Source organism: Chlorogloeopsis sp. ULAP01, from assembly GCF_030381805.1.
Taxonomy (GTDB): domain Bacteria; phylum Cyanobacteriota; class Cyanobacteriia; order Cyanobacteriales; family Nostocaceae; genus Chlorogloeopsis.
Map to the genome: position 1 here is coordinate 343,455 of NZ_JAUDRH010000004.1, position 15,714 is coordinate 359,168.

Sequence of the window (15,714 nt, forward strand, 5' to 3'; positions counted from 1 at the left end):
CAAATAGCAATATATCTTTACAAGTTATGAATTCCGAAGCCAAACCTTCTCAAAAAGCCGATTCGTCGTTTTCGCTCGATGATTTTGCTAGAGCACTAGAACAACACGACTACCAGTTTCAAAAGGGACAAGTAGTACACGGAAAAGTGTTCCAGTTAGAAACTGAGGGAGCTTATGTAGATATTGGTGGCAAATCATCAGCTTTTCTTCCCCGTGAAGAGGCTTCTTTGAGAACAGTAGCCAACTTATCAGATATCTTGCCGTTGAATGAAGAACTAGAATTTTTGGTGATCCGGGATCAGGATGCAGAAGGGCAAGTCACTCTTTCACGGCGACAGTTGGAAATTAGACATCTCTGGGAACGACTGACGCAAATGCAAGAAAATTCCCAAACAGTAGAAGTTCGGGTAACTAATGTAAATAAAGGTGGTGTGACTGTCGATATTCAAGGTTTGCGAGGATTTATTCCGCGATCGCACCTGCTCGAACGTGACAATTTAGAAGCACTCAAAGGGCAAATTCTCACTACTAGCTTTTTGGAAGTTGATCGCAGCAACAACAAATTAATCCTTTCCCAACGCTTGGCAACTCGTTCAGCCAATTTTAGTATGTTGGAAATAGGTCAATTGGTAGAAGGGAAAGTAACTGGGATCAGACCTTTTGGTGTATTTATTGATTTAGATGGCGTCAGTGCCTTGCTTCACATTAAGCAGGTAAGTCAGAAATTTATCGACAATTTAGAAAAGGTATTTCAAGTTAACCAACCAATAAAAGCTGTAATTATTGATTTAGACGAAGGTAAAGGTCGAGTCGCTCTTTCTACTAAAATCTTAGAAAATTTCCCCGGCGAGGTACTGGAGAACTTTGATGAAGTGATGACTTCAGCTCAGGCACGGGCAGAACGGGCTAGAGCTAAACTTTCCGAATAAATTGTGTTAGTAGGGGCGGGTTTACATAAATTAATTTTGTTATTGTAGAGAGATTGTTTTTAAAACCCGCCCGTACAGTATTTGGTTATTTACCACTAACCATTAACAAATCCTCACAATAAATCTGTTGAAGTTCCCACAACGTTTCTTCGTTAAATGCAAATTTGATTAATCCCACTAATTCACTCCAGTTAGACAATCTAGCCTTCGAGAGAGCTTGCCAAAACTCGCAGCTAAAGAAATCTACCCACCAATTTGGAGCTTGCCTCTTGCGTGCTGGATCTGGATGCTTTCGCCAGCGTCTGCGCCATTTTGCTATTTCTGCTGATGTAGGTGGCTTTACTCCTACAATTGGCGGAAAATCTGCATAGCTAACAAACTTACTTACGCCTTTGGCATGAACATAAACTACATAACGCCAGCACTCTACAACGTAAATATCTTCAAACTTAATCTTGAACATTAAGGCTACAGCTTCTTCTGTCACAAATCGCGCTAGGGGATTAATCACAGGGGATTTGTGGACAATTTTTGACTCACGAATAACAAGCTTTTTTAATGTGGATGATGATAACATAATAGACAAATCCTTTAGCGGATAGCCTTTCGCGAATAGGTTCCTCTGGCAAATAACCTTTTACCGACAGAAAACTTTGTTTTTAGGGTTTTATTAAATGCGAGTGCCGCTATACGAGTGCTGTTACCGGAAAATGCAAAGCACTTTTATACCCAAACAAAATTTGGGTTTAACCTAGTCTTCACCAGGCTGGGCAACATGAGCGCCATTGCCCTTCAAATTGCCAAAACTAGAAAGAGCTCGTTTTTTGGAATAAAATTATTAAATGACTAATACAAGTCACTTGTCAAGTAAATTATGGGGTTGGTGAGGCTAAAGATTAGAGAATTTGCTGATCAGAAAGGTTGGACGTTAAAGGAAGTGTCAGACCGCTCTGGTGTAGTATACAGCACTCTCAGAACCTATGCCCGATCGCCTGGATTAGCAACTGTAGATTTTACGGCAATTCAGAAATTAGCGCGGGCATTTGATGTCATGATTGAGGAATTGGTTGAGGTGGTGCAAGAGTAGTGGCAATTTCATCATGCACCTAGAAATACATAAACTCAATCTAGAAATCACAAGATGAGAAACTGGGAATTGGGGAATGGGTATTAGGTTTTCTTAATTCCTAATCCCTAGTCTCTAGCCCCTAGTTAACTAATCAACTTGCAGTACAACTAGTGTCATATCGTCGGTATTTTGTTTATCAGCACCGATAAAATGCTGTACTCGCTCAAACAGATAGTCTAGAATTTCTTGTGGGTCGTGGCAATATCTACAAGCAGCACTAAATTCATTTACAAGGTTTTCTTCGTCATAGCGATCGCCACTAGAACTAGCTGCATCAGTCAAGCCGTCTGTATAGTAAATAATAGTATCTCCGGGTTCTAGGCGAGCCTTAGCGTCCTCATATTGACTGTTAGCATCTAAGCCGATCAACATTCCCAGAGTATCCAAGCGCGTGATTGTTTTTGTTGTCGCATGCCACCATAAAGGAGGATTGTGTGCTGCATTACTGTAAGACAAAGTCCGAGTCGGAGGATCGTATTGTGAGTAAAACAAAGTCACGAAGCGGTTAGAATTTTCTAAATCTGCATACATAACTCGATTCAAGTTTTGCAGAATCTGCGCTGGCGAATTACTGTGCAAAACCTCTCCTCGTAGCATTCCTCGCATCATAGTCATGATTAACCCTGCGGGAACTCCTTTGCCCATCACATCACCAATCACCAAAGCCCAGCTACTGACTTCCCTTTCAGGATTATAATTGGGCTGAAAAATTAAATTTTGATTAGTAGGAATAAAATCGTAGTAGTCTCCACCAACGCGATTAGCCGGTTTACAACGAGCGGCAAGAGTAACACCAGGAATGCTAGGGCATTGACGTGGCAGCAACCGCCTTTGAATTTCTGCGCCAATTTCCAATTCCTGATCGAGGCGTTCTTTTTTCCGTAGCTCTACGGCAAGTTCATCATTTTCAATCGCTACTGCGGTTTGATCTGCCACCAAGCGGACTAACTTTTGTCTGGTTTCTGTCCAACTATATTCTGGATCGCGGCTTAAAACATAGAGCCAACCTCGTTCCACATGCTTTACCAGAATTGCTGTACCGAAGATTTGCATATCTGGCCCCAAATAGCGATGCATATGGTCATCTAAAATACCTGTACTGGTTGCTAATGGAGGCGTGTTTGGCACATGAATTATTTGACTGCTAGCAGTTTCTAGCGCTTTACGGATATTCTTTCTTTGACGGCTATCCTGCCAATGTAGCTGTTCTAACCTGACTTGACCATTGGGCTTATAGAGAAACAATGCGCTACCGTCTGCGTCTGTTACTCTTGTTGCCATCAACGGAATCAGCTCCAAAAACTGATTTAAGTTATTGAAGCTTCTGAGGGCAAATCCTAAAGAACTTAACAAATCTTGGATTTTGTTCTGCTCACGATGCAACCTTGCCACAAGTTCTTTGAGTGCCACAACTGGAGTCACATCGGTTGCGGCACTACTATTACTATCGGTAGGTTCAGAAGGCAGATGAGGCACAGGCACGGGCATTATTGCACTTCACTAAGCAGATTGGTAATGATTGAATAAATACAGTTGTGTTGAAAGAGCTAAACCATATTTAGACAAGATTAGTCAGTTTAGCAAGAGTAGAATGACGTATTGTGTAAATTTTAGAAGCATTTCATAATTTTATTTATTATCTTCATCAAGGCAAAATTTTTCACTCGTGTGTTTTTAATGTTAAATCACTCCATCGATAGCAGTAACTTTTACTAAGTACCATAAAGCTTTCCATTCTTTCATAACTGAATCGTTATGTAATATGCCTTTAGATAGAAAAACTTGTAGGAGGATACCCTATTCATGCCCTATAGTCAATTAAGTTAAAAGGTACTAGAAGTTAAAAAGCATAAAGTTTTTGTCAAGTTATAATAGTCTGATCGCTAATTTAACGTAATTTTGCACTCTATCTACAAAAAATACAAGTTCTTGAAAAAACTATCGAGAAAGCATAATTTCATACTTTAAACATCAGCATTAAAACTATAATGTTTTAGTTTCATCATTATGCTTGTATTGTGCTTTAAACTTCCTCCGGAGAATATTATTTAAGCTACAGGTAATTGTTGAAAAAGCAATAAATAGCATATCACTACTGATATACACCAATTAACTTTTTTGCTGGAACATTTTACAATCCCTTGCCGGATGAGGTTAAAGAAAAGGTTTGATGTTCTCTAGCAAAAATTGTCCACCTTGACGACAAACTTAATTTTGCTTGGACTTACGTTTTTAGGACTTACAGTTTTTCTAGTACCAGATTGCAAAGTAATTCAAACGAATGATACCAGAATAGTAAGTCCTAAATTTTTTTTAGAGACAAATAAAATCAAAGCAACCCAACTAGCCACTTAAGAGTGCTTCGACAAACTCGTAGCTAGAAAAAGGGCGCAAATCTTCAATACCTTCACCAGCACCAATAAAGCGAATAGGCAAGCCCAACTGCTGCACCACCGCTAAGGCAACACCTCCTTTGGCAGTGCTATCGAGTTTGGTTAAAACCACGCCCGTAAGATTGGCAGCTTGGCAAAAAACTTCAGCTTGCCGCAATCCATTTTGACCTAGTGTGGCGTCAAGAACTAACAGTGATTCTACTTTGGCATTAGGGGCTTTTTTGTCGATAATGCGACGGATTTTACTGAGTTCTTCCATTAAATTTTTCTTATTTTGCAGCCTTCCTGCGGTATCTACCAGCAATAACTCTGTTTCTCGTGCTGTTGCTGCTGCGATCGCATCGAAAACCACAGCAGCCGGATCGGTGTTCTTGCCAGGATTGGCAACTACCTCCACGCCACTGCGTTTGCCCCAAATTTTTACTTGTTCGACAGCAGCAGCTCGGAAGGTATCTGCTGCTCCAATTAAGCATTGATAGCCAGATTTTTGTGCTAGGTGAGCTAGTTTGCCAATGGTTGTGGTTTTACCAGCCCCATTAACTCCAGTGATTAACCAAATGTTTAAAGTGTCTTTTTCTGGAGCAAAGGAAAACTTTTGAGATTTTTGGATCGGCTGCTCCAGCATATTTCGGAGGATTTTTTTGAGGTAAGCGATCGCCTCTTCTGGTGGCAATACTTCTTCGCGCAGCTTTTTCTGTAAAGCTTCGATGATATAGTCTGTTGCCTCTACACCCACATCAGCTTGCAGCAGCAGGGCTTCTATTTCTGAAACTGCGGCTTGGTTGAGTGGCCCTTGACCGACAATTGCCTTGAGTTGATTTACAATGTTACGACGGGTTTTGTCTAAACCCTGACGCAGCCTTTTAAGCCAGGTGATTTCTTCAATCGAAACGTCTTCTGCACGCCGCCCTTGTGCTGCCAAGACTTCTGTTGACCATAAAAATCCTTCATCAAAAGCCAGTTCCGGTATTTCTTCTACTTCTGGCGTAGCGATAGTTGATTGTAACTCTTCCGGTTCTGTAACTTCAATAGCAGTGGCGATTAGTCTTTCCTGCTTTGCTTGTCGTTCTGCGGCTGCTCGTTCTAAAAAAGATAAGGTGCTAGGTGTCGTTGTTTCCTGTTCCAAAGCAGGAGCCTCAATTGTTACTCCTTCAGCCACACTGGGTGTAACTTCTTGACTCTCAGTGTCTGCCGTTACAGGAATTATCGAATCAGACACCGTTGCTACTTCTGAGGAGGCAGATTCTGGTGTGGTTGTTTGTGCTGCAACAATTAGTGTTGCTTCCTCCTGTGGTAGTGCCACTTCTTCAGTAGCTTTTTGCTCTGGTTGTACTGTGTCTATAACAGTAGTTTCCGAGGCTGATGTTTCTGGCGAAGTTTCAGTGACTTCTTCACTAGGAGGAGTTTCTTCTGGTTGAGCTTGTTGCTTTTGTTGAATATTTTTGTAGGCGGCTTTAGCGTATGCCAGTAAATCTGCTGTTGCTGGCTGTTCTGTTTCTGGAGTTTCGATTGCGGCTGTGTCTGGGGGAGATGGTTTTGCAGACGGAGTTTCCCTCTGTTTTTCTTGAGAGGATGTTTCAGAGGAATCGTTATGTTGACGACGGAACCAATTAAAAACCATTTGCAGCTGGTTATGTTAGTTGTGAGCTATTTCCACACTACAGTTATTAGTTAGTAGTTTAGTAGTTAGTCATTTAGTTATTAGGGTTGGTAGTTCTCTTGCCAACCTCCCTATTTCCCACTCCCGTTTCCCATTTTCCCCCCATTTCACACAGTCTGTTTTTGCTCTGTCACTCGGCGTAAAACACCATTGATAAACCGATGCCCTTCTTCTCCACTGTAGCGTTTAGCTAGTTCGACTGCTTCGTCAATTGCTACCTTGTTAGGTACTTCTAAGTACATCATTTCCGCCACAGCGATACGCAAAATATCGCGATCAATTTGGGCAAGACGAGCCACTTGCCAGTCTACAAGGGCTGTAGATATTTGTTGATCTATATTGTTTCGCTCTTCATCAATAGTTCTGACAATTTCAACGGCGTATCTGCTGACTTCCTTATCCTGATTTGCCAGTTGAATTAATTCTGGAAACTCAATTGCTGCACCCAATTGGTTGATAGCCGTTTGAGTGGAAGCGATCGCTTCTTTTACCATGACTCTAGCAGAGTTGAGATCGGCAGCACGAACTTCGCTACTTAAGAGGCGATCATTACTGCGCTGGAGTTCTGCTGCAGCATTATCTAGAGTATCTTGTACTTCTGATCTCAAAGTACGTACAGCCGCCAGCACTAACTTTGGTAGTTGTTCCTCAGTCAATTTTTTGGGGTTTGCTGGCAGTTGGGAGAGGCTCAGAAGCGCTAATTCCCTGGCGATTTGACGAGGTTTCCTGGGTCGCATATAAATTAAGTAAGAGATGATTAAGAAGTGATTTACCGATTAAAACAGAATTATGATGCAATCGGTTTAATTAGATAACTAAGCATATGAATTTGTCTGTAACATTACAATATGGATTTTAAGCATCTTCAATCGGAAAAGCCTGCCGCTTTGACTCCAGAGATGATACTTCTAACTTACAGTCTTTAGCAATCACTAAAGGTGGTAGGGGTGTATTGGGCGCAACAATACCACCAGAAACTATAATTTTAAAGGCATCTTCTATAGACATAGATAGGTTGACTACTTCTTCTTCCGGAACCACCGCATACCATCCAGTTGTCGGATTGGGGGTGGTGGGAATAAAAATGCTCAATACAGGGCGAGACATATTAGCTTGGATATCGCTGCTAACGGCACCAGTCACAAAAGCGATCGCCCACATTCCGCGTCTAGGATACTCTACTAAAATTACCCGGCGAAATTTACCATTAGTATCTTTAAGTAATGTTTCTAAAAGTTGCTTGAGGGTTTTGTAAACTTGTCCCGCTAAAGGAATCGCTTGTAGAACTCGCTCACCCACATCCAGTAACCACCGACCAGCAATATTCCTAGCCATCAGACCGATGAGTAAAATACTCAAAAGGGGTACCATCAGTCCTACTAGGAGATCCAGTAAATTGACTAAAATCGGATGCATCCCCTGAAAGGGATTGAGCTGTTTAGGAATACGGGTGAGGAAATTAACAACCCAAGTGGCGATGGTAATTGTTAGCCAAATTGTTGTTGCTAGGGGAATTACTACCAATAAACCAGCAATCAGGTCATTTTTTAAGTCTTGCTTCCAACGATCAATTACCAAATCCCGGTTCTCCTTGTTTAGGCTAGTGTAATGTCTGTTATTGGCACTCATAACAGCAGTTTTCTGAATTGGCTAAGACAGTTCTTATGTATAAGGCACCGCCAGTCATTGCTCAATACAACAACATGGCTTGGCTGAGAAAGCAGCTATTTTTTCTTACCTAGTGAATATAGACCTAATATCAACCTAAATTTTGGCTGTTAGTCTCATGGAGCATTATTTTTCTTTTTACGACTTGTAAACGATTGTTGCAAGCACTTATGGTCTTTCTAATATTACCGCGCCCTATCAAAAGCTGCTTGTCATTTTGCAAGCAAGATTAGCCAGCAAAAGAATCTCCTTTCTCTGGTTAGTTTACTTTAGGGCTATAAGTTCTTACTATGATGAAAAATTTTATGTGAAAAATATAAAAAAAGTTAAATTATATAACTTTGCTTTCCAAAGCTTTTGTCTCTAAGCTTGGTTTAGTAGTATCCCTAATCTCCCAGGCTTTGAGCAAAATTAGATATTCGTAGAACATCTGTAATACACACCAAGCCAATCCAGCTCGTCCATCCCAGCAGCCACCCAGGATAAAATACATATACAAAAAACGTAGTAAAGGTCTAGCAGGTAATCGTAAGGATAAATCTTTCAAAGCACGGCGACGTTCAACCTCCGAGCTACCAAAAAACAAACTTTGCCAGTTAACTGTTCCATTTTCTAATTGATACAGCGTTTCTTTGGCTTCATCTGTAGAGTAACGATTGTGTTTCTCAATCCAACGGCTTAAACCTTTGCTACACGTGTAATGAGGATAAGTTTCTTTTAAAAAACCTGTTGCTCCGTCACAGACTTCTCGTTCTGTATGACCATAATCTGTAAACCAAACTTTGCCGTGCTGAAAAAGTCGCAGTTGGTAACGGGGATATTGTGTACTGTGACGAATCCATTGATTCAAGAAAATCACGCGTTCAGCAATATAGTAGCCAATATAGTCAGGATTTTGAATTGCTTGTTCGCATTCAGCAAATAATTCTAGTGTCATACGTTCATCAGCTTCGAGAATATATACCCATTCATGTTTAGGAGGTATATTTTCTAACATCCAAGTTCGCTGACGTCCATGACTTTCAAATTCATGTTCAACTATACGCACAGGGTAGCGACGAGCAATTTCCACAGTGCGATCGCTACTGCATGAGTCTACAATAATAATATCGTCCGATTGCATCGCCGACTCAATACAAGCAGCAATATCTATCTCTTCGTTGTAGGTCAATATGTAAATTGATAACATCTTAAAATTCTTAGTTCTATTATTAATCGTTGTGGCAGTATGAGATATCTCTTACTGCCCTAAAGTAGTTAATGAATTAGCGTATGCTAGTTTTAGGTACACCACCTTTGCCAGCATTCATACTTCTTAATCCTGTCCAACCAAGAATAATGTATCCGATGGACAGTAACAAACTATTCATCCCGATTCGCAATCCAGACTTCCAAGCTCTTTGTTTGGCTTGTTTTTCGGCTTCTTCTTTACTTTGACGAATTCGATTGAGTTGTTGAGTTGCAGCTTGCTGCGGATCGCTTTGTTGAGCAAGGAACTTGTCTAACTCTTGGGGATTGGCTTTAAACTTCTTGAGTAATTCTTTTTGAGCTGCGGGAAGATTGGGATTATTAAGTGCTTGTTGATATTTTTGTTCATCTTTCAGTAGTTCGGCAAATTGAGTTCTAACTTGATTTTTTTGTTTTTCTAACTCAGCTTTTACTTGTTCATTACTTAATTGAGCTTGCACCTGTGATAGCTGATTTTTCAGCTGAGTTTCTGCTTGTTCAGCTTCTTGATTGATTTGTTCAACTCTTTGATCGCTAACTTGACGTACATTATTTAAATGCAAGGGAAAAATTAGCAAAAATATCAAGCCTAAGATGCTCGATAATATTAACGCTGGAAATCTCAAGTCTATACCCGACGAACGTCCATCATCAGTACTATCAGCCCAATAGCCAGCAAAGAGCAAACCTAACCCTACCATCGGTACAATACCCCGATCTACTAACGCTGTTGCCAAATCGATTTGCCAAGTGCGATCGGTTGGTTGAAAGGGAAACAACAGAATTAAAACATCCAGTAAAAAGGACAAAATTAAGATTATCCCGGCTACCTTTAACGTACGGGCAGCGATGATGGCAGCTAAACGGTTATTCATAATCATCATCTCGCAGTTGATAAGAGTGATTGAATATTCTATGTCAAATTCAATGCAATATTGTTCCCTGTAACGAACCTAATTGTTGAAAAAACGGAGTATTCCTTGAGAGTAGCAAGTAAAAAATTTTTCCTTACTTTGTCAATACACCACCGTAGCATTTACATTTTCTAGTGTCTTCCGGAGAATCCTCATGTTAGAACTTGTAAGCAATGACAGTGCTAAATATACAAGGAGAAGGGTGTATTTCCCTCGCGCCCTCTGATGTGAAAGTCACCTTATCCCCTGCCTCTGTGCTTGGGAAACAGAGGGGTAGCGTAGCCGGGGTAAGGTTTTTCATACCTGGCTATCAAACTTGTTCTATAGAGATTGCCTCTGTCTTTTACTTAATTTTTTTATCTTTACTCGTTTGCAAGATATTTTCCCAAATCGATATATCCTCTGGGCGGTCAACATCAGCTAAGGTAGGTAAGTAGAATACTGACAAATTTAGTTGGTGAGCAATATCCACGGTTTGCTGGAATACTCTATCTGTTCCCCAGTCTATGTCGGTAAACAATTCTGGAATTGGATACTGCAAACCAATTAAATAATAGCCACCATCTATTGCTGGGCCAAGTACGAGATTACGTTGCTGAAGTTCTGCAAAAGCTTGTGCAAGAATATTAGTATTCAGACTGGGACAATCCGTGCCTATAATCACGGCTGATTCTGCTCCTGTTTGAAAAGCATTGACAAGCGATCGCTCCATCCGTTTCCCTAAATCTCCTCCACCTTGAGATTGATAAACCAGATCACTTCCTAACCAATCTTGCATTAATTGAGAATTCCCGCCTGCAAAACGTACTTCCAATGAAACGGGAATCACCTTTTGTAATTCTTTAACCTGCAATAAGGTATATTCTGTCATCTGGCGGTGAAGAGAAGCAGCACCTTCATTTCCCAAAGCAGGTATTAATCGAGTTTTGGTTTTACCTGATTCTGGATAGCGAGTAAAAATAATCAAGTGCTGTTTGGCGATTTCTGATAAATGCAGCACGCAATACCTTGTTTGAATTAGCCAACAATATCTTAATAGCAATATTTACCATTTGGATCGGGTTGAGCTTGTTCTTTAGCAGTTCGCATTGCTCCTAAAATTGTAGAGACAAAAACGCAGCGTTTAGCTTTGCCACCATGTTTACTAGATAGAGTTATCCTACCCAGAGGAGGTTTATCAACACTACCCATATAGTCAAATCGAATTCGCTTCACCCCACCAGACTCTTGTAAGATCGTTTCCCCATCTAAGCGAATATTAGAATCTAAATTATTCCAGTTAGCATTAGTTGGATTGATACTAGCAGGATGAACAGCCCATTGAACAATACCGTTATTGTTGCGAAAACTAGCTTGCCAAGTCAATTTTTCCTTTTTGGCTTCGCTTTGGGCTTGGCGCATGGCGCGGTAAACTTCGTTTTGAGCAACATTGAGACGGCGAGTATTCACAAAAGCTAGCCAACTGGGTGCTGCTACAGCCGATAATATCCCAATTATTAAAATAACGGTTAATGTTTCTAGCAGTGTAAAACCACTACTAAAATTAGTTTTGGAATATTTTATTGTTCGTAATAAATTATATAAGTTTTCGTATATCTTCATGTTTTTTGTCTAATTTCATATATTCGCTTTTTATGTTTTTATAAAATTACTTATTTTATTTTTAAATTATTCAAATAAATTATTCAAAAATATTATTTACTCTAAATATTAACAAATTTATTTCCTATTTTTTGTGCTTTAAATACCCATATTTCCAAAGATAAAAAGGACTAACTAAACTACTTAATAATAGTTGCATTTCACAATCTATTACTAAATCATTATTCAATTTCCAGCCATACTTAATCAGATGAAAAATAAGTTTTCGTAAGTCATTAAACATATAAGCTAAATATAAGAGTAATTTCATTTGAGGTCTTATATTCAGCATCCGAGTTACATGACGACTAAGTCCAATTCCACGGAAAAAGGGTATTAAATATTCCTTTGTTAAGCGAAATCTAGGAATTTTATGATAGATTTCCATTGCTGGATTATACCAAATTTCCCATCCGAATTTTTGGATATAAGACAACATCTCTAAGTCTTCGCTGGTAAGCATATTACCTACTACTCTACCAGTTAAAATAGGTTGATTAGGTACACTATCTAGCCAAGCTTGACGACGCACAACCAGTCCAGCAGAAGGGGGTAATAATTTTTTATGGGCTTTATACAGCAGAGGTAAGCTTCCTCGTTCTGTAATTGCTAAAAATGGAGCAATTCTCTCAAAATTTTCTGGTGGTTCTACTTCCCACTCAGGATGAATTTGGCTAGCATAAGCGCCTGTTTGGGGATGTTGTTTACCAAAAGCATAAGCAGCTGATACCCAAGTGGGTGTAGGATAATTATCATCATCTAGAAAACCTATAAATTGACCTTTAGCTTCCATAACTGCTCGTTTGCGTGCATATGCTGCTCCCTGTTTCTCTTCAAAAGAATACTTTAAAGGATAAGAACACTGCCAATTTTCTTGATAAGCTTGAATAACTTGAGATGTATTATCAGTACTATTATTGTCTACAACAATAATTTCCCAAGATAAATTTTCGGTATTAATTTGATTTCGTAGACATTCTAATAGTTTTGGTAGACGATTTGCTCCGTTATAAGTTGGGATTGCGACAGTAAATTCAAGACAATTATTCATAATGCACAAAATAAATTTTTATTAGAGTTCTTAACACAGCTAATAATAGATATTGAGTATCAAGTAGGTAGACTAATATCTTGCACCCTTTGATTGAAAGAGCTAGAGGCTCTAGTTCTCGTTACCAGGTTCAACCTGGTAACGAGGGTTTGTGGGCTGCCGCCTCCAGAATATTGGGATTGGTTCAAGATGTGAATTAACAAATTTATAAAAGTGAAAAATGCTCCTCATGTTTCAATTTTGCTATCAATAAGCAGTTAAATGTACCGCATTTTTACTGTTTTTATTTTTGGTAAAAATAAAATTTATTTAATTGCAATCAGTATCTTTTGCGGTTAACATTGAGCCTAAGAGAGTTTTGACAATCACGCATCGCTTAGTTGCGCTAGCTTCTGTTGTACTTCCCGCTTTGGGTACAGTTACTACAATTTTTAAACCAGGTGCAAGATCTGGATCTGTAGATCCAGCTGGTGGAGAACCAAAGTTGGCGTTTGGCAGAGCACCCATGTAGTCAAAGGTAATTTTTGTTGGAGTAGTTAAGTTGTAGCCTACGGAAGCACCGGCAGTGTTCTCAGAACTGAGATTTGCACCCAGTAGTAATTTCTTTGAATCGAATCCCACGCCTGAACCTAACGGCTTTGGGCTGGTTTCAGCAGCAGTTACATTGGAACCATCAGGTTTTTTAGTCGGATAAATAGCAACCTCGACAGCTTTGGTTGTATTATTTGTGCTAAAACTAACGCTGTAGCTACGTTTTGTCTTTTTAGCTTCTCGTTGGGCTTCTTGTAAAGCAGCTAAAACCAAGTCGTTAGCCTTATTAACCTGCTGGCGATTTACAAACCCTAGCCAGCTAGGAGCTACTATAGCTGATAAAATTCCTATCATTAGTACTACTACTACTATTTCTAGCAAACTAAAACCAGCATCTTGGTGATTGTATCCAGATGCAAAACTTCGTAGCTTGCTTTTTGCATTTCTGCTGTGAATCTGAAATAACTTGACATTCAGCTTCTTTATTATGTAATCAGCAGCCATTGCTTGCTCCTCCGATTTACAGCATTTACCTAAATAAAAATCCCCGCCCTTGAACTCTCACACTTGTTGTGGGGAAATAAGTTTTTTTACCAGCATTGTATTTGATTTTATTTACATCGCTTTCGATACGAGCTAGTGCATTACCTCGGATGAATACTTGTGCTGTTGTGTTGGCTCTATCTACGCAAACATAAAACCCTGTGATATTATTTGCTGGTGCTATTTTTGACCACGTAATTGGAGGCTTTGCTGATGGTAAGTCAGGAGGGCAAGTTGCATCTGGTCGTGTTGCCGTATCTGTGCTTTGATCTACATAGTCAATCAGAACTGTGGCATCAGTAGTATAATTTACAGACGCTTTTTTCTTCCATTTGTTCATCCCTTGCTCTAAACTGTCAGCCTCTTCAAACTGCTCTTCAAAGGGAGCAAAACCTGGACTAGGGCAGTTATCAGTATTTACATACTTAGCATCATATCCTGTACAACTTACACCACCACTTGTAGCTTGTACACCATCTTTAATTTGCCATCTAGCAATGCGAGCAGCTTTTGACCAAGTAGCATTACTATCTTTGATTAAATAGTAAACAACTAATGAGTAAACAAAAGTATCATCTTTTGAATTATCGGTTGCTGCTACTACATTACTAACTAATTCTCGCTTCCAAAAAACTAGTAATGGTAACTTCTGTGCGTCACTTGGATAACGTAATTGATATTTTATTGCCTCAATACCGGCAGCATCATAGATATACACAGCCTGCTGTAAATCACGGGAAATATAATTGAGTGCAGTTTGAATTTCTTGCTCTGAACTGGCTTTAGCTTGCTCCTGTCTGTCTGTACCCATCACATTAATCATGAAGCCTAATAATGGTGTGATGATTAAAACTGCGAGTATTAAAGCTACTAACAGTTCAATGAAAGTAAAACCACCGGATTTTTGAATGAATTTAGAGCTTTTGATTTGGCTCTTAAGTATAAATTGGAGTGTCTTCATCATGGGGTTATCCTTTTACTGAAGATGCACCGCTTGCACATTATCAGTTGTTTCAATTTTCTAAAGGGGCAAAAAGTTTGTAGAGGGATAAATCCCTCACTACAAAAAAGTTTTCCAATTTTCTAAAGAGGGAAAAAGTTTGTAGTCAGGATTTTAGTCCTAAAATTTATTTTCAGGAGGGATAAACCCCTTATACCATTTCACTTTTTGAGTGATTCATATTCAATCCCTCCCAACCTCCCCTTAGTAAGGGGAGATACCGTAGGCGGTGGGGTACATCCATATCAGCCTTTTCGTGAAATAGTATTACTACAAACAAGGGCTAATTATTGACAGTTTTGATTGTTTCCATCTTTGTCAGGCGCTAAACCAAGACGCCTACATAAAGCCTGGAATGTAGTGGTAATATTGCCAATATCTGCTGTTTTTTCTATTGCTGGTGCTTGCTTATTACCTATACTGCCAGTAACAGTTGTTGCTGTTTTTTTGGTGGAACTTTCAGTACTAGTTAGGAGAGGTTTATCAAAATCAACATCTGACCGATAAACTCGAATTGCTAGACGATAACCTTCATCGGCTCCACTTCCTTTAACTAGAATTTGACGAGCTTGAATGTAAAACTCTTCAGATGGGCTATCTGGGCTTTTTGTACAACCTGTCTCACTGGTATGGCAAATCATGCCATCTTTTTTCAAGAGATACAAATCACTATCATCCTTTGTATCAGGAACTGGCATTGTTGTGAGACTAATTAAATTATCTTCCAGACTTCTCGGAGCATCTTTGGTTGCTGGATCTAATTTAATTTTGTTGTCGTCACTGTATTCACCAGGTGCTTTAATTGACTTGGTTCTAACACCATCAATGAACGTAGTTGCAGCTTGATTTGCTTTTTCTATCCGTCGAGATTGGACACGGATAGATGCTGACATAACAAGGACTGGGGATATAGCTGCCAATAAAATGGCAACTACAATGATCGCTAAAAGTGACTCAATAATCGTAAAACCAGAATCACTGGAAGATGAAGTTTCTTGCTGTGGTTTGCGTTTAATCATGACTTATCA

The 15,714-nt window shown here is 39.5% G+C and carries 15 protein-coding genes; 2 read left to right on the top strand and 13 right to left on the bottom strand.

The window, feature by feature from the left end; genetic code table 11:
- Positions 1–26 precede the first annotated feature (26 nt).
- Positions 27–929, top strand: coding sequence for a S1 RNA-binding domain-containing protein (locus QUB80_RS10095; protein WP_289789362.1), 903 nt, complete (start codon positions 27–29; stop codon positions 927–929).
- Positions 930–1,014: 85 nt separating this feature from the next.
- Here QUB80_RS10095 and QUB80_RS10100 read toward each other — a convergent pair whose 3' ends face one another.
- Positions 1,015–1,506 carry a hypothetical protein gene (locus QUB80_RS10100; RefSeq protein WP_289789363.1) on the bottom strand — a complete coding sequence of 164 codons (492 nt, stop codon included), beginning with the start codon at positions 1,504–1,506 and terminating at the stop codon, positions 1,015–1,017.
- A gap of 297 nt (positions 1,507–1,803) precedes the next feature.
- On the opposite strand from QUB80_RS10100, the gene QUB80_RS10105 reads away from it, so the two are divergent.
- Positions 1,804–2,016 carry a helix-turn-helix domain-containing protein gene (locus QUB80_RS10105; RefSeq protein WP_289789364.1) on the top strand — a complete coding sequence of 71 codons (213 nt, stop codon included), beginning with the start codon at positions 1,804–1,806 and terminating at the stop codon, positions 2,014–2,016.
- A gap of 129 nt (positions 2,017–2,145) precedes the next feature.
- Here QUB80_RS10105 and QUB80_RS10110 read toward each other — a convergent pair whose 3' ends face one another.
- From QUB80_RS10110 to hpsB, 12 genes are all read right to left on the bottom strand, one after another.
- Positions 2,146–3,540, bottom strand: coding sequence for a PP2C family protein-serine/threonine phosphatase (locus QUB80_RS10110; protein WP_289789487.1), 1,395 nt, complete (start codon positions 3,538–3,540; stop codon positions 2,146–2,148).
- Between the two features lie 861 nt (positions 3,541–4,401).
- Positions 4,402–6,072 (bottom strand): signal recognition particle-docking protein FtsY, encoded by a 1,671-nt coding sequence (gene ftsY / locus QUB80_RS10115; protein WP_289789365.1) that lies wholly within the window; start codon positions 6,070–6,072, stop codon positions 4,402–4,404.
- Between the two features lie 146 nt (positions 6,073–6,218).
- Complete coding sequence (nusB, locus tag QUB80_RS10120; protein ID WP_289789366.1) at positions 6,219–6,848, bottom strand: transcription antitermination factor NusB; 630 nt, start codon at positions 6,846–6,848, stop codon at positions 6,219–6,221.
- Positions 6,849–6,966: 118 nt separating this feature from the next.
- Positions 6,967–7,740 (bottom strand): DUF502 domain-containing protein, encoded by a 774-nt coding sequence (locus QUB80_RS10125; protein WP_289789367.1) that lies wholly within the window; start codon positions 7,738–7,740, stop codon positions 6,967–6,969.
- 370 nt (positions 7,741–8,110) lie between these two features.
- Complete coding sequence (locus QUB80_RS10130) at positions 8,111–8,968, bottom strand: glycosyltransferase family 2 protein (protein WP_289789368.1); 858 nt, start codon at positions 8,966–8,968, stop codon at positions 8,111–8,113.
- Between the two features lie 76 nt (positions 8,969–9,044).
- Complete coding sequence (gene hpsJ-B / locus QUB80_RS10135) at positions 9,045–9,881, bottom strand: hormogonium polysaccharide biosynthesis protein HpsJ (protein ID WP_289789369.1); 837 nt, start codon at positions 9,879–9,881, stop codon at positions 9,045–9,047.
- Positions 9,882–10,263: 382 nt separating this feature from the next.
- Entirely contained in the window at positions 10,264–10,920 is a 657-nt protein-coding gene (locus QUB80_RS10140) for a TIGR04282 family arsenosugar biosynthesis glycosyltransferase (protein ID WP_289789370.1), read from the bottom strand.
- A 32-nt stretch (positions 10,921–10,952) separates the two neighbouring features.
- Positions 10,953–11,522, bottom strand: coding sequence for a type II secretion system protein (locus QUB80_RS10145; RefSeq protein ID WP_289789371.1), 570 nt, complete (start codon positions 11,520–11,522; stop codon positions 10,953–10,955).
- Positions 11,523–11,646: 124 nt separating this feature from the next.
- Positions 11,647–12,612: a hormogonium polysaccharide biosynthesis glycosyltransferase HpsE gene (gene hpsE / locus QUB80_RS10150; protein ID WP_289789372.1), complete on the bottom strand. Its 966-nt coding sequence runs from the start codon at positions 12,610–12,612 to the stop codon at positions 11,647–11,649.
- Between the two features lie 309 nt (positions 12,613–12,921).
- Entirely contained in the window at positions 12,922–13,647 is a 726-nt protein-coding gene (locus QUB80_RS10155) for a pilus assembly FimT family protein (protein ID WP_289789373.1), read from the bottom strand.
- A 25-nt stretch (positions 13,648–13,672) separates the two neighbouring features.
- Complete coding sequence (hpsC, locus tag QUB80_RS10160; RefSeq protein ID WP_289789488.1) at positions 13,673–14,647, bottom strand: hormogonium polysaccharide secretion pseudopilin HpsC; 975 nt, start codon at positions 14,645–14,647, stop codon at positions 13,673–13,675.
- Between the two features lie 326 nt (positions 14,648–14,973).
- Positions 14,974–15,705, bottom strand: a complete 732-nt coding sequence (gene hpsB, locus QUB80_RS10165) for a hormogonium polysaccharide secretion pseudopilin HpsB (protein WP_289789374.1) — start codon at positions 15,703–15,705, stop codon at positions 14,974–14,976.
- Between the last annotated feature and the right edge of the window lie 9 nt (positions 15,706–15,714).

Coding starts and splice junctions, on each gene's coding strand:
- QUB80_RS10095 (WP_289789362.1), top strand. CDS start 27: ATGAATTCCGAAGCCAAACCTTCTCAAAAAGCCGATTCGTCGTTTTCG.
- QUB80_RS10100 (WP_289789363.1), bottom strand. CDS start 1,506: ATGTTATCATCATCCACATTAAAAAAGCTTGTTATTCGTGAGTCAAAA.
- QUB80_RS10105 (WP_289789364.1), top strand. CDS start 1,804: ATGGGGTTGGTGAGGCTAAAGATTAGAGAATTTGCTGATCAGAAAGGT.
- ftsY (WP_289789365.1), bottom strand. CDS start 6,072: ATGGTTTTTAATTGGTTCCGTCGTCAACATAACGATTCCTCTGAAACA.
- nusB (WP_289789366.1), bottom strand. CDS start 6,848: ATGCGACCCAGGAAACCTCGTCAAATCGCCAGGGAATTAGCGCTTCTG.
- QUB80_RS10125 (WP_289789367.1), bottom strand. CDS start 7,740: ATGAGTGCCAATAACAGACATTACACTAGCCTAAACAAGGAGAACCGG.
- QUB80_RS10130 (WP_289789368.1), bottom strand. CDS start 8,968: ATGTTATCAATTTACATATTGACCTACAACGAAGAGATAGATATTGCT.
- hpsJ-B (WP_289789369.1), bottom strand. CDS start 9,881: ATGAATAACCGTTTAGCTGCCATCATCGCTGCCCGTACGTTAAAGGTA.
- QUB80_RS10145 (WP_289789371.1), bottom strand. CDS start 11,522: ATGAAGATATACGAAAACTTATATAATTTATTACGAACAATAAAATAT.
- hpsE (WP_289789372.1), bottom strand. CDS start 12,612: ATGAATAATTGTCTTGAATTTACTGTCGCAATCCCAACTTATAACGGA.
- QUB80_RS10155 (WP_289789373.1), bottom strand. CDS start 13,647: ATGGCTGCTGATTACATAATAAAGAAGCTGAATGTCAAGTTATTTCAG.
- hpsC (WP_289789488.1), bottom strand. CDS start 14,647: ATGAAGACACTCCAATTTATACTTAAGAGCCAAATCAAAAGCTCTAAA.
- hpsB (WP_289789374.1), bottom strand. CDS start 15,705: ATGATTAAACGCAAACCACAGCAAGAAACTTCATCTTCCAGTGATTCT.